Consider the following 13,366-nt stretch of genomic DNA (forward strand, 5'->3'; position numbering starts at 1 on the left):
CGGGCGCCCGCGAGGCCCGACGCCGCTTCAGTCCTCGCGCGGCGGCTCCGCCGACTCCCTCGCGCGGCGGTACTCGGCGTTGATGCGCTGCGCCTCTTCCAGCTGGTCTTCCAGTACGACGATGCGGCAGGCGGCCTCGATGGGCGTGCCCTGGTCGACCAGTTCGCGGGCGCGGGCGGCGATGCGCAGCTGGTAGCGGGAGTAGCGGCGGTGGCCGCCCTCCGAACGCAGTGGGGTGATCAGACGGGCTTCACCGATGGCGCGGAGGAAGCCTTGGCTCGTGCCGAGCATCTCGGCGGCCCGGCCCATCGTGTAGGCGGGGTAGTCGTCATCGTCAAGACGGCCGTACGAGTCGTCTGCTGTCACTTGCACCTCTCTTGTGGAACGCACGGAACGCGTTGAGGGGCCTTGGCGCCGAATGGCACCAAGGCCCCGAAGGAACTACTACACCACCTGCCGGCCCAGACACGGCACCGGCCGTCTGTATCCGCGGCTCCGACCTGGCTGCTGTCGGGGGCGCGGGGATCGCGGTTGCTTGACCGGAGACCACCTCACTATCGATGTCCTGCGGTACCCGGGCGGGCCGAAGACTCCGCCCCGGGCGATCCTGATGGCGCGGGCTCCTCCTTCTTCTCTCGATGATCAACTTCTCACCAGCGGGTACTGCGTACTGCGTGCACGGGCGCCGTGACTGTCATGTCGACGGTCCCGCTCCGGCGGCCCCTCGCTGCGGGCCACCCGGTCCGGCGGTCAGTCCCGTCGCCGTCACAACAACCCTGGCTTCGAAACTCCACCGCCGCACCGTCCTGCGACTGCGTCCTCAACCGGCAGTCCGTCTCTGCCGGGTATCACTGTCTCTCTGGGTTACGAGAGAAACCTTAGGCGTGCCATCGCCCAATGTCTACTGCGGCCACCATAGATTTTCGGGTTCACTCCAAGGAGGTAATCGACCGTGCCCGAGGCGTCCGCCATCCCCTGGCCGACCGCCCTGTCCGAGGGGCCAGGGGACGACGGGGCGTCCCGTGCATAAGATTCGCTCTCATGTCGAAGCCTGACGAGCTGCTCGTTGACGTCGCCACGCTGGTGGAGTCCGGGCACAGCAACCAGATGTCCCTGACCGTGGTCGCCGGTGGTGCCGTCATCACCGGCCGCCTGGCGCCCGAAGCCGTGTGGCGGCAGCGGGTGTCGGAGGTCCTGACGGACTCGGCCCGCCTGGGCGAGTTCTCCGCCATGTTCACCACCGCGGCTGGGAGGGAGGGGCCGCCCGCGTATCTGCACTTCCACATGGCGCGGATCCTCCAGGGCACGGTGGGGATCCCGGAGACGGGCGGGATGTACCGCGTCGCGATCGAGGACGTCAGCGCCTGGACCATGGGCGACTTCACGTACTCCGAGCACTGACGTCCGCGCGGACGGAACCACCGTTACGCGGAAGGGCCCGACCGGTACGCACCGGTCGGGCCCTTCCGACTGCTCAGGTTTCGGCTCGCGCGTCCCGTCGGCCGGGCGGGGAGCAGCGGGCACCCGGCCCGCCGCGCGTCAGGCGGTCAGACGGTCACCGGACTGCCGAGCATCGCGGAGGCGTGCTGGAGCGGGCTGACGGCCGGGACGGGCGCGGCGGCCCGGGGAGTGCTGTGGCAGGTGAAGCCGAGCTTGGCCATCGCCCGGAGGACTTCGTCGCCACTGAAGTCGCGGCGGTCCTGGCGGGTGATGACCTCACCGACCTGCTTGACGGGATAGGCGCGGCGGCCGATGGTCACGGAGTCCCCGACGACCTCCTCGGGCTTGACGCCCTTCAAGGAGTCCAGGACACCGCTCTTGCTGAGCTCGAACGGGAAGCGGGCGATGACACAGCGCACGATGCCTCACAGGGGGAAAAGGGGGGGATGGTTCCGCGGGGGAGACGCTTCAGAGGGCCGGGGCGACGGCGGAGGCCCGTCGGCGCATGGTCTGCGCGGCCGTCACGGCCGCCGATGCGTCCGGGCCCCGCTCGCCGAGAATGTCGCGCAGCTGGACCCGGTCCGAGTAGCCGGGGCCGTCGCGGACGACGGTGAGCTGGGCTCGGGTGACCAGGGCGGTGCACAGGCCGTCGTTGTCGCAGACCCGCAGGCGTACGGTCCTGGCACTGGCCATGACGGATAGGGCCACCTCCACGGTCATGTCGTCGCCGACCTGTGGCCCGGCCGCGTCCAGGGCGTCGGGCGTCGCCCTGAGGACGGGGCCGGTGTTCACCCGGGCGGGCTGATTCTGAACCGCTGTCACCATGTGCCTCCTGCGGAGATGGGCCGTCATTCGGATCACGGGATGTTCAGGCCGCGGCGCGCGAGACGGACCGCCGCCCGCTCCCGCGCCGGGCGGCCGCGCCGGGGTTGCGACGACCGGTGGGCGCCGCGCCGCGCCTACGCTGCTCGGACACCGGCGCCGTGATCGTCACAGGAACGCCGGAGGGGGTCCGGGCGCCGGTGATCCGGCTGAGCGCCGCCTCGCCGGAGCGGACCTCGGTGGTACGGGGGACGATGCCGGCCGCCGCCATGAGGCGGGTCATCTCGCGGCGCTGGCCGCTGGTGACCAGGGTGACGACGCTGCCGGACTCGCCGGCCCGCGCGGTACGGCCGCCCCGGTGCAGGTAGTCCTTGTGGTCGGTCGGCGGATCCACGTTGACGACGAGGTCGAGGTGGTCGACGTGAATCCCGCGCGCCGCGACGTTCGTCGCCACCAGCACCGTGATGTGCCCGGTCTTGAACTGGGCGAGCGTGCGCGTGCGCTGCGGCTGCGACTTCCCGCCGTGCAGGGCGGCGGCACGGACCCCGCTGGCCAGGAAGTGCTGGGTGAGGCGGTCCACCGCGTGCTTGGTGTCCAGGAACATGATCACCCGGCCCTCGCGCGCCGCGATCTCCGTCGTCAGCCGGTGCTTGTCGGCACCGTGCACATGCAGGACGTGGTGCTCCATGGTGGTGACCGCGCCCTGCGAGGGGTCCACGGAGTGGACGACGGGGTCCGCGAGGTACCGCCGGACCAGGAGGTCGACGTTACGGTCCAGAGTCGCGGAGAACAGCATGCGCTGGCCCCCGGGGCGGACCTGGTCCAGGAGCGCGGTGACCTGCGGCATGAACCCCATGTCGGCCATCTGGTCGGCCTCGTCCAGGACGGTGATCGCGACCCGGTCCAGTCGGCAGTCGCCGCGTTCGATCAGGTCCTTGAGGCGGCCGGGGGTGGCCACGACGACCTCCGTACCGCCCCGCAGCGCGCTCGCCTGCCGTCCGATCGACATCCCGCCGACGACGGTGGCCAGCCGCAGCTGCGCGGCCCGGGCGTACGGGGTGAGGGCGTCGGTGACCTGCTGCGCGAGCTCCCGGGTGGGAACGAGGACCAGGGCCAGCGGCTGACGGGGCTCGGCGCGCTGACCGGCGGTGCGGGCCAGCAGGGCCAGGCCGAAGGCGAGCGTCTTGCCGGAGCCGGTCCGGCCGCGGCCCAGGACGTCACGGCCCGCCAGGGAGTTCGGTAGCGTCGCCCCCTGGATGGGGAACGGCGTGGTCACGCCCTGCGCGGTGAGCGCGGCCAGCAGGCTCCTCGGCAGGTCGAGCTCGCTGAACGCCTCGACCGCGGGCAGCGCCGGGGTGACCGTCTTGGGCAGGGCGAATTCTCCCCGCATCGGGGCGGGTCGCCGGCCACTCGAACGGCTCGGGACGGAAGCGCCGGAGCGTCGGCCTCGAACCGGGCCGGACCGGCTGTTCGTGCGCGTGGGGTTCATGCTGAACCTTCCTTGATACGGCATGCATCAAGGAATTCCGCAGCGAAAGAGCGGCGCGGGGAATCACAGGCACGGACCGAATGAAATGCGAACGCGGCCGGCGGGAATTCCGTACCGGCAGCGGAGAAAAACAAGTAGCTGGGGCCCGCACCCCGAAGGATGCGGGCCCCAGCTACTGATGCGCGTGGCGTCAGGCCGTGACGATGTTCTCGGCCGTCGGGCCCTTCTGGCCCTGCGCGATGTCGAAGGAAACCTTCTGGCCCTCCTGGAGCTCGCGGAAGCCCTGGGCGGCGATGTTCGAGTAGTGGGCGAACACGTCAGCGCCGCCACCGTCCTGCTCGATGAAGCCGAAACCCTTTTCCGCGTTGAACCACTTCACGGTGCCAGTAGCCATGTCAATCTCCTTTGGGCAGTACACCGGAATCCGCACTTTACGGACCCCGTGTCGCCGCGATGATGCCCTGCCCGGAAATGACCGGAAATACTAAGCGCCCCTCTGCGGCTTTCGGCCGGCCCGAGGCGCCTGAAGATATTTGGGTACCACAACTGCAACTGGCTCCGACCGTAGCACGCCGAGAAGGGTTTATGTGCGCCCGACATTTTCCCGCGCACGCCGCAACAGAAACCCTTCCGGTGCGGACCGCTAAATTCTGAGACGGCCGACAGAGGTATTCAGTGACCCCGGGCAGAGCGTTTCCGCCCGGCGGCACCGGCATCTCGGACCAGCCGATCGCCGGCGGACGCCGGGGTGCCGAAGGCATGGCGTGCGGGGCCGACAGGACCGGGTAACGTCCTCGGCACGTTCTTCCAGGCGCCGATTCACGGCTGAGAGCGTGACGGGCCCCGCTGACGTCCTCCGTAACAGCCCCCCGTCCCCCACCGTGGATCCCTTCATGACACACCGGGAGAACCCGTGACCGACAGCAAGAACATCAACAACCCCGTGGGCCAGGGCGGCGGCCAGCGCAAGAAGCTGTCCCGCGCCGAACGGCAGAACAACGGTCCGCACCGCAACCTCGACCGCCAGGGTGCCGCTGACCGCAAGGCGGAGCTGGTGCGCAAGATGCGCGAGAAGACTCATGCGGCCGGGAGCACGGGGCAGACGGACGACGACCTGAGCTGACGCACCGCGCACGCCGTGGCACAGGCAGCGCCCGAGGACCGCACTCCGCAGGGGAGCGCGGTCCTCGGCGCATGCGGCTACGCGGGCCGGCCTCCGTACGGCACGGTGATGAACTCCATGGCGTGACCCGCGGGATCCATGCGGCACGAGGGGCTGCGTGGGTCTCGGGTCCGCCCGGCCGACGTCTCCGGGTCCGCCGCTCTCGGTCAAGCAACTCAGCGCGGGGAGCGGTGCCGGTCCACGATTCCCTCGACGACTTTCATCAGGCGGTCTCCCGTCCGATCGATGCTTCCGTTCTGTGTGCTGACCTGGGCCCCTTCGAGCGCGAAGGTGATCTCGGCCGCGGCCTGTCCGGGGTCGCGCATCTGCGCTTCGGTGCACATGCCGATCAGCCTGCGGGTCTGGAGGGCCTTGTGGTCCTCGATCACTCGCCGTGCCGGATGAAGGCGGTCGGGAAGCTCGGCGAGGGAGTTGATGAACGGGCAACCCCTGTATGAGATCGCCGACAGCCCCTCGGCGATGAATCGGGCCAGGCCCAGAATCTGCTCCTCGGGCCGGTCGGGATATTCGGCTTCCACCCGGTCGAAGGCCGCCTGATAGTCCGCGGCGACGATCCGCAGCCACTCCGCGACCAGCGCGTCCTTGGTCTCGAAGTGCCGGTAGATCGCCATTTTGGTGGTCTCGGCCTTGTCGGCGATCGCCTGGACCCCCACCAGCCGGATCCCTTCTCTCTGGAAGAGCTCTTCGGCGGCGTCGAGAATGCGCTCACGAGGCGGCAGCTTCGCCACTCTGCTCGGCCTGCTGAGGGTCGATGCCATGACTACTCCGGTCGATCGTGCGGTTCACGCCCTCGCCACGGTACCAGTCGGACCCACACGATACCGTTGGGTATCGTTCGGTATTCAAAGGTATCTTTCTTGGTGGGGAGTGACGGTGAAAGCTTCTGAGTACGTGAGTTTCGACGCGGTCGGGCTGGCGGAGCTGGTGGCCGAAGGCGAGGTACGCTCCGCCGAGTTGGAGGCAGTCGCACGCCAAGCCGTGCAGGCGGTTGATCCGCAGATCAACGCCGTCGTGGAGACCTGGCCGACCGACGACGAACCTGCCCCTGGCAGCACACCACTGGCCGGCGTCCCCTTTCTGATCAAAGACATCGCGGTGGCCATGGCCGGGCGGCGGATGGAGCTGGGAAGCCGCCTGGCGGCCGGTAACGTCGTCGGCGCCGACTCCTCGCTGATGCGGCGCTTCCGGCGCGCGGGTCTCGTGACGTTCGGGCGCACCGCGACACCGGAGATGGCTTATGGCATCTCGACGGAATCCGCGTTGTACGGCGTGACCCGTAACCCGTGGGATCTGGAGCGCAGTGCGGGCGGGTCCAGTGGAGGCGCTGCCGCCGCTGTCGCGGCCGGGGTGGTTCCGGTCGCCCATGGCACCGATGCCGCCGGATCGCTCCGTATCCCCGCCGCCTACAACGGCCTCTTCGGGATCAAGCCGACCCGTGGCCGGGTGTCCATGGGGCCCGACGTCGACGAGGTCTTCAGCGGCCTGGCCGTCCACGGCAGCGTCAGCCGCACCGTACGCGACAGTGCGGTACTGCTCGACCGGATACGCGGCCCGGAATCGGGCGACCCCTACTTCGCCCCGCAGCCGTCACGGCCGTACGCGGAGGAAGTCACCCGTCATCCGGGCTCGTTGCGCATCGGTGTGCTCGCCCAGGCGTGGGGCGGACGCCGCACCATCGCACCGGTGACCGACGCCCTCTCCCGCACCGTGCGGTTGCTTGAATTCCTTGGTCATCAGGTAACGGAGGTTGAGGTCGCCCTCGGCGTCGGCTGGGAGGAATTCGTCCTGTCCAACGCCCGACTCATGACGGTGAACCTCACCACCTTGGTCGACGGCCTGGCCGCCGCCTTCGGCCGCCCCATCGACTCCTCGACCCTCGAACCGGCGACCCTCGCCGGCTACCACTACGGGCATCGGGTCACCGGCGCGCAATTCCACACCGCTCTCGCGATGCGGAACCGGGTGGCCCGAAGCCTGGCGCGGTACTTCGACGAGTACGACATCCTCCTCACGCCAACCCTGCCGGAGCCTCCCGTGTCTCTCGGCACTCACACGGAGGGTGCGGAGGCACTGGACGGCCTCGGCTGGATCGAGCGCATCCATGACCGGTCGCCGTTCACCATGCCGTTCAACGTGGCAGGCACACCCGCCATGTCCGTACCCGTGACGGCCGACCCCGGCACGGGGCTCCCGGTCGGCATGCAGTTCGCCGCCGGATACGGCCTCGAAGACCGACTCTTCCGCCTCGCCGGCCAACTCGAACAGGCAAGTCCGTGGTCAGGCCGAATCCCCACGGTATGGGCAGGGAATGATTCAGCCCGCTGAAGAATGCTCCCAGCAAGTACGTCGACTTGGGCCGCGTAGAGGGCGCGCGGCCCACAGGGAGTTGAGGAAACGACAAACCCCCAGGCCGTTGGCCTGAGGGTTTGTGGAAAGAGCGGGTGACGAGAATCGAACTCGCGCTCTGAGCTTGGGAAGCTCATGTTCTACCATTAAACTACACCCGCGAAATCGGCGGCCGCGTATCCAGCGGCGCATCCTCGCACACTGTACCCCATCGCGATCCCCTCGCGGCGACGTTCCGGATCGGCTGTGTGTGTGGCGGGAGTTGGGGGCGTAGCGTGGGTGTCGGAGTGCCGCGTGGAGGGGGGGCCTGTTCATCCCCTAATGTGGCGGTCTCGTCCACGGCTTGATGGGGAAGGGACTTGATGGACTCCATGGAGCGCACCGTCGTCCGCTGTGCCGAAGGGCACGTTTTCGCTACCAGCTCGTTTCCGATGCAGCAGCTCGGGGCAGGGCGGATCGGGCCCGGGCGGCTCATCCGGTGTCCCCGGTGTGCGCGGTTGCGGCATGCCGTTCCCGTGGTGTTCGAGCGGCGGTAGCGGCGGCGGGTGACGGAGGACAGGCGCGCGGGCGGCCCGATGAGGGCGGACCCGCGCGTTCTGCGTATCCTCGGTGGGTGCTTCTCTCAGACAAGGACATCCGCGCCGAGATCGACGCCGGACGCGTACGCATTGATCCATTCGACGCGTCGATGGTGCAGCCGTCGAGTATCGACGTGCGGCTCGACCGCTATTTCCGGGTGTTCGAGAACCACCGCTACCCGCACATCGACCCCGCCGTCGAGCAGGTGGACCTGACCCGCACCGTCGAACCGGAGGGGGACGACGCGTTCATCCTGCACCCCGGGGAGTTCGTGCTGGCGTCGACGTACGAGGTCATCTCGCTGCCCGACGATCTCGCGTCGCGGCTGGAGGGGAAGAGCTCGCTCGGCCGGCTCGGGCTGGTCACGCATTCCACGGCCGGCTTCATCGACCCGGGCTTTTCCGGGCACGTGACCCTGGAGCTGTCGAATCTCGCGACGCTGCCGATAAAGCTCTGGCCCGGCATGAAGATCGGCCAGCTGTGCATGTTCCGGCTGAGTTCTCCCTCCGAGTTCCCTTACGGCTCCGAGCGGTACGGGTCGCGCTATCAGGGGCAGCGCGGTCCCACCGCGTCGCGCTCCTTCATGAATTTCCACCGGACGCAGGTGTGAGGGCCCGATGACCGACGATGTACGGGAGAACCTGACGTACGACGGCTTCGGCCACGCCGTACGCGAGCTGGCGCAGGCCGTGGCCGACGACGGGTACGAGCCCGACGTGGTGCTGAGCATCGCGCGCGGCGGGGTGTTCGTCGCGGGCGGTCTGGCGTACGCGCTGGACTGCAAGAACATCCACCTGGTGAACGTGGAGTTCTACACGGGCGTGGGCACCACCCTGGAGATGCCGGTCATGCTGGCGCCGGTGCCCAACGTGATCGACTTCTCGGACAAGAAGGTCCTGATCGCCGACGACGTCGCCGACACCGGCAAGACGCTGAAGCTGGTGCGCGACTTCTGCATCGACCACGTCGCCGAGGTGCGGTCCGCGGTCATCTACGAGAAGTCCCACTCGCTCGTGCAGTGCGAGTACGTGTGGAAGAAGACCGACCGCTGGATCAACTTCCCGTGGAGCGTGGAGAAGCCCGTCGTACGGCGTAGTGGGCAGGTTCTCGACGCGTAGTAAGAGCCTTGCAACGGAAAAGGGCCCCGGTCACCCCGGGGCCCTTTTCCGTATGCGCGGCGCGGCCGTCAGATCGTGCCCAGCTTCAGGATCGAGACCAGCGCCAGCAGCTGGATCGCCGACGCGCCCAGCGCCTTCGGCCACGGCAGGTCGTGCGATTTGCTCACCATCGAGGTGAGGAGCGCCGCCGCGGCCAGCCAGGTCACCCAGCCGAGGATGACGACCAGCGCGTTCTCGCCGCCCAGGAACATCGCGAAGACCAGGCGCGGCACGTCCGTGATCGACATGATCAGCATGGACAGGCCCACCGTCGGCTGCCACGCGCCGTCGCCGCCGAGCTGGCGGGCCAGCGTGTGGGTGACCGCGCCGAGCACCAGGCCGCCGAGCACGAAGCAGACGCCCGTGAGGATGACGTAGGGCACCGCGCTGGAGACCGGGGCGTGGATCGCGTCGTCGCGGGCCTGGTCGAAGCCGAAGAGCGCCAGGAGGCCGTAGAGGAACGTCACCGTTAGGGCAGGGCCCCAGACCGCGTAGTCGCGCATCTGCCAGAACGTCGGGCCGGGGCGCGTCACGATGCCGCTCAGCAGCTGCTTCCAGTGCAGGCGCGGGCCCATGGGAGCCGCGGGCGCGTGTCCGGCGCGGTAGGCGTTGCCGTCGCTGTACGGCTCCTCGTCCACGCGGAACGCCTGCGTGTGGCCCGGATTGTTCGCGTACGGGTCGCCGGGGTTGGGGCCCTGGGGATACGGGTACGGCGTCGGGTCGGTGAAGTACTCCGGCTCGTCCGGGCCGGCCCCGGCGTAGCCGCCGCCCGGGTGGCCACCGCCCCCTTGGTGTCCGCCGTGGTAGCCCGGTGCGGCGTGGTGCGGGGCGCCCTGTCCTCCCGACGGCGGCCATTGCTGCTGCCCGTACGGCGGCGGCGATGCCTGATTGCCGTACGGCTGCTGCCGCGGTTGCTGTTGCCCTTGCTGCGGGGTGCGGTTGTCCCGGCCGCGTCCGATCCTGAATCCAGCCACGTCATCGAACGTACCCGGTCTGCCGGTTATGGGAGCCCGGGGCCGGGGAAGTACCGGCCTTTGACGCGTAGATGTGACATCCCCTAAGGGGACCCCCGGGGGTTATCCCCAGCATCCGCCGGGGAAACGCGGAAGCGGCCGGTCCTGCCCCCGAGGCAGGTCCGACCGCTTCACCGCGCCGTGACGCGGGCCCGGCTACTTCGCCGGTTCCGGCTCCGGTTCGTCCGCCGACTCCTGCTCGCCCGCCGGGTCGGCCGGGGTCTTCACGGAGTCGAGCAGCAGCTGGGAGACGTCCACGACCTGGACGGACTCCTTCGCCTTGCCGTCGTTCTTCTTGCCGTTGACCGAGTCGGTCAGCATGACCAGGCAGAACGGGCAGGCCGTCGAGACGATGTCCGGGTTGAGGGAGAGGGCCTCGTCCACGCGCTCGTTGTTGATGCGCTTGCCGATCCGCTCCTCCATCCACATCCGGGCACCACCGGCGCCGCAGCAGAAGCCGCGCTCCTTGTGGCGGTGCATCTCCTCGTTCCGGAGACCCGGCACCTTCGCGATGATCTCGCGCGGGGGCGTGTAGATCTTGTTGTGACGGCCCAGGTAGCAGGGGTCGTGGTACGTGATCAGGCCCTCGACCGGGGTCACCGGGATCAGCTTGCCCTCGTCGATGAGGTGCTGGAGCAGCTGCGTGTGGTGGATGACCTCGTACTCGCCGCCGAGCTGCGGGTACTCGTTCGCGATCGTGTTGAAGCAGTGCGGGCAGGTCGCGACGATCTTCTTCGAGGCCTTGGCCTTCTTGGTCGAGTCGTCCTCGTCGTCCTCGCCGAACGCCATGTTCAGCATCGCCACGTTCTCCGCGCCGAGCTGCTGGAACAGCGGCTCGTTGCCGAGACGGCGGGCCGAGTCTCCGGTGCACTTCTCGTCGCCGCCCATGATCGCGAACTTGACGCCCGCGATGTGCAGCAGCTCCGCGAAGGCCTTGGTGGTCTTCTTGGCGCGGTCCTCCAGGGCACCGGCGCAGCCGACCCAGTAGAGGTAGTCGACCTCGGTGAGGTCCTCGACGTCCTTGCCGACGACCGGGACCTCGAAGTCGACCTCCTTGGTCCACTCGACGCGCTGCTTCTTGGCGAGCCCCCAGGGGTTGCCCTTCTTCTCCAGGTTCTTGAGCATGGTCCCCGCCTCGGACGGGAACGCGGACTCGATCATCACCTGGTAGCGGCGCATGTCCACGATGTGGTCGACGTGCTCGATGTCGACCGGGCACTGCTCCACACACGCACCGCAGGTGGTGCAGGACCAGAGGACGTCCGGGTCGATGACGCCGTTCTCCTCGACCGTGCCGATCAGCGGGCGCTCGGCCTCCGCGAGGGCGGCCGCGGGAACGTCCTTCAGCTGCTCCTCGGTGGCCTTCTCCTCGCCCTCCATGTCCTTGCCGCCGCCGGCCAGCAGGTAGGGGGCCTTGGCGTGCGCGTGGTCGCGCAGGGACATGATCAGGAGCTTCGGCGAGAGCGGCTTGCCGGTGTTCCAGGCGGGGCACTGCGACTGGCAGCGGCCGCACTCGGTGCAGGTGGAGAAGTCGAGGATGCCCTTCCAGGAGAACTGCTCGACCTGGGAGACGCCGAACACGGCGTCGTCGGCCGGGTCCTCCCAGTCGATCTCCTTGCCGCCGGTCGTCATCGGCTGGAGGGCGCCCAGCGCCACCGCGCCGTCGGCGTTCCGCTTGAACCAGATGTTCGGGAAGCCGAGGAAGCGGTGCCAGGCGACACCCATGTTGGTGTTCAGCGACACCGTGATCATCCAGATCAGCGAGGTGCCGATCTTGATCATCGCGACGAAGTAGATGAGGTTCTGGAGGGTGCCGAGGGCCAGTCCCTTGAAGGCGAGGACCAGCGGGTACGAGACGAAGTACGCGGCCTCGTAGCCGTCGACGTGGTGGATCGCGCCCTCGAGACCGCGCAGGGAGAGGATCGCCAGGCCGATGATGAGGATGACGTACTCGACGAAGTACGCCTGCCACGCCTTGGAGCCCGCGAAGCGGGACTTGCGGCCCGCCCGGGACGGGAGGTTCAGCAGCCGGATGGCGATCAGCACGAGAATGCCGACCGTCGTCATCAGGCCGATGAACTCGATGTACAGCTCGAACGGGAGCCATTCGCCGATGATCGGCAGCACCCAGTCGGCCTTGAACAGCTGCCCGTACGCCTGGAGCAGCGTCGGCGGCAGGGTCAGGAAGCCGATGGCGACGAACCAGTGGGCGAAGCCGACGATCCCCCACCGGTTCATCCGGGTGTGGCCGAGGAATTCCCTGACCAGGGTGATCGTGCGCTGCTTGGGGTTGTCGGTGCGGCTGCCGGCCGGGACCGGCTGTCCGAGCGTGACGAACCGGTAGATCTGCGCGACGGCTCGGGCGATGAGCGCAACGCCGACCACGGTCAGCACCAGCGACACGATGATCGCGGCGAGTTGCATTGGGGGCTCCTCGGGCCTGCGAGGTGGGATCGATCCAGCGTCTAAGGGCGAGTACTGCGTCTCCAGTGACCACTGGGACTACGAGTATCGCTACTACTAAGCAGTAACTTAATCAGTCTGTGCCGACACTACCCACTTATTCCGCCGTGCTGTAGCCGGGCAGGCGGTGATCTGTGTCGCTCAGGCGTGCCTTGCCGGGCCGCGGCAAGGTGTGGGCCGCCTCGCGCAGGGGTACGCGTACGGCCTCGGCGAGCACCGCGAGGTCCAGCCGCAGCCCCTGGTGCTCGGCGTAGTGCTGGTCCAGGAGGTCCGCCTCGTCCCAGGGCATCGCCGACCGGTGCCGCACCTGGGCCAGACCGGTCAGCCCGGGCTTCAGCTCCTGCCGCCAGTGCCGGGCGCCCCCGGTGCCGTTCCGTGCGTCGCCCGGGGCGAGCGGCGCGGGCCCGACGAGGGAGAGCTCGCCGCGTACCACGTGGTGCAGGCGCGAAACCACGTCGAGCTTCAGCCACCGGGTGTCCAGGTAGTACAGGACGAAGGGGCTGCCGTGCAGGCCGGTGCGCGGGGAGCGGCGCGTCACGCGGCGGCCCTGTGCGGCCAGCGCCAGGGCGGCGGCCGCCAGTAAAGGGGACGCGAGGAGCAGCAGGGCCGAACCGAGGAGCAGGTCGAGGGTGCGTTTGGCGCTCGGGCGGGGGAGCCGGGGCGGGCGCCGGAGGCGCGGCAAGAGCCCGCCTCCCCACTGTTTCTGCGTACGCATCGTTCGCACCTGCCTGCACTCGGCGGATCGAATGCCGCTTTTGTGCTGCTCACGGCATTTTGTGACAGAACGATCCCATGCGGCCATGATGGGGGAGGGCTGTGCGGCGCATGGGGCGCCAGGTGTCGCCGATGGCGCGTATAGGGAGCACCTAAGTTG

General features: G+C 68.8%; 14 protein-coding genes and 1 tRNA gene. 5 read left to right on the forward strand and 10 right to left on the reverse strand.

The genetic code is table 11. The features are described 5' to 3' along the window. Positions 1 to 27: 27 nt before the first annotated feature. On the reverse strand, positions 28 to 366 hold the full coding sequence (locus AMK18_RS21380; protein WP_026171381.1) for a MerR family transcriptional regulator: 339 nt from the start codon (positions 364 to 366) through the stop codon (positions 28 to 30). 675 nt (positions 367 to 1,041) lie between these two features. On the opposite strand from AMK18_RS21380, the gene AMK18_RS21385 reads away from it, so the two are divergent. After that, the gene (locus AMK18_RS21385) at positions 1,042 to 1,401 is read left to right on the forward strand and encodes a hypothetical protein (RefSeq protein WP_018102062.1); all 360 of its coding nucleotides are present in this window, start codon (positions 1,042 to 1,044) and stop codon (positions 1,399 to 1,401) included. A 146-nt stretch (positions 1,402 to 1,547) separates the two neighbouring features. On the opposite strand, the gene AMK18_RS21390 is transcribed toward AMK18_RS21385, so the two are convergent. The 4 genes from AMK18_RS21390 to AMK18_RS21405 form a co-directional block, all read right to left on the reverse strand. Further along, positions 1,548 to 1,859: an SCO5918 family protein gene (locus AMK18_RS21390; protein WP_073863961.1), complete on the reverse strand. Its 312-nt coding sequence runs from the start codon at positions 1,857 to 1,859 to the stop codon at positions 1,548 to 1,550. Between the two features lie 49 nt (positions 1,860 to 1,908). Beyond that, a complete protein-coding gene (locus AMK18_RS21395; RefSeq protein ID WP_376452091.1) occupies positions 1,909 to 2,262 on the reverse strand; it encodes a hypothetical protein in 354 nt (117 codons plus the stop codon). A gap of 46 nt (positions 2,263 to 2,308) precedes the next feature. After that, positions 2,309 to 3,751, reverse strand: coding sequence for a DEAD/DEAH box helicase (locus AMK18_RS21400; protein WP_073863963.1), 1,443 nt, complete (start codon positions 3,749 to 3,751; stop codon positions 2,309 to 2,311). Positions 3,752 to 3,941: 190 nt separating this feature from the next. Next, positions 3,942 to 4,145 (reverse strand): cold-shock protein, encoded by a 204-nt coding sequence (locus AMK18_RS21405; protein WP_018102064.1) that lies wholly within the window; start codon positions 4,143 to 4,145, stop codon positions 3,942 to 3,944. Between the two features lie 519 nt (positions 4,146 to 4,664). On the opposite strand from AMK18_RS21405, the gene AMK18_RS21410 reads away from it, so the two are divergent. After that, a complete protein-coding gene (locus tag AMK18_RS21410) occupies positions 4,665 to 4,874 on the forward strand; it encodes a DUF6243 family protein (RefSeq protein WP_073863964.1) in 210 nt (69 codons plus the stop codon). Positions 4,875 to 5,089: 215 nt separating this feature from the next. On the opposite strand, the gene AMK18_RS21415 is transcribed toward AMK18_RS21410, so the two are convergent. Beyond that, positions 5,090 to 5,692, reverse strand: coding sequence for a TetR/AcrR family transcriptional regulator (locus tag AMK18_RS21415; RefSeq protein ID WP_073863966.1), 603 nt, complete (start codon positions 5,690 to 5,692; stop codon positions 5,090 to 5,092). Between the two features lie 115 nt (positions 5,693 to 5,807). On the opposite strand from AMK18_RS21415, the gene AMK18_RS21420 reads away from it, so the two are divergent. Continuing rightward, positions 5,808 to 7,259, forward strand: a complete 1,452-nt coding sequence (locus AMK18_RS21420; protein ID WP_073864212.1) for an amidase — start codon at positions 5,808 to 5,810, stop codon at positions 7,257 to 7,259. Positions 7,260 to 7,370: 111 nt separating this feature from the next. Here AMK18_RS21420 and AMK18_RS21425 read toward each other — a convergent pair. After that, a tRNA-Gly gene (locus tag AMK18_RS21425) sits at positions 7,371 to 7,441 on the reverse strand. Between the two features lie 452 nt (positions 7,442 to 7,893). Between AMK18_RS21425 and dcd the strand changes: the two genes are divergently transcribed. Beyond that, entirely contained in the window at positions 7,894 to 8,469 is a 576-nt protein-coding gene (gene dcd / locus AMK18_RS21430; protein ID WP_018102070.1) for a dCTP deaminase, read from the forward strand. Between the two features lie 7 nt (positions 8,470 to 8,476). Beyond that, the gene (locus tag AMK18_RS21435) at positions 8,477 to 8,977 is read left to right on the forward strand and encodes a phosphoribosyltransferase (RefSeq protein ID WP_073863967.1); all 501 of its coding nucleotides are present in this window, start codon (positions 8,477 to 8,479) and stop codon (positions 8,975 to 8,977) included. 68 nt (positions 8,978 to 9,045) lie between these two features. On the opposite strand, the gene AMK18_RS21440 is transcribed toward AMK18_RS21435, so the two are convergent. The 3 genes from AMK18_RS21440 to AMK18_RS21450 form a co-directional block, all read right to left on the reverse strand. After that, complete coding sequence (locus AMK18_RS21440; protein WP_073863969.1) at positions 9,046 to 9,990, reverse strand: Yip1 family protein; 945 nt, start codon at positions 9,988 to 9,990, stop codon at positions 9,046 to 9,048. A 195-nt stretch (positions 9,991 to 10,185) separates the two neighbouring features. After that, positions 10,186 to 12,453: a (Fe-S)-binding protein gene (locus AMK18_RS21445; protein ID WP_073863971.1), complete on the reverse strand. Its 2,268-nt coding sequence runs from the start codon at positions 12,451 to 12,453 to the stop codon at positions 10,186 to 10,188. 136 nt (positions 12,454 to 12,589) lie between these two features. Beyond that, positions 12,590 to 13,207 carry a sugar transferase gene (locus AMK18_RS21450; RefSeq protein WP_073863973.1) on the reverse strand — a complete coding sequence of 206 codons (618 nt, stop codon included), beginning with the start codon at positions 13,205 to 13,207 and terminating at the stop codon, positions 12,590 to 12,592. Between the last annotated feature and the right edge of the window lie 159 nt (positions 13,208 to 13,366).

Origin of the sequence: Streptomyces sp. CB01249 (assembly GCF_001905735.1) — a bacterium.
Lineage (GTDB): Bacteria > Actinomycetota > Actinomycetes > Streptomycetales > Streptomycetaceae > Streptomyces.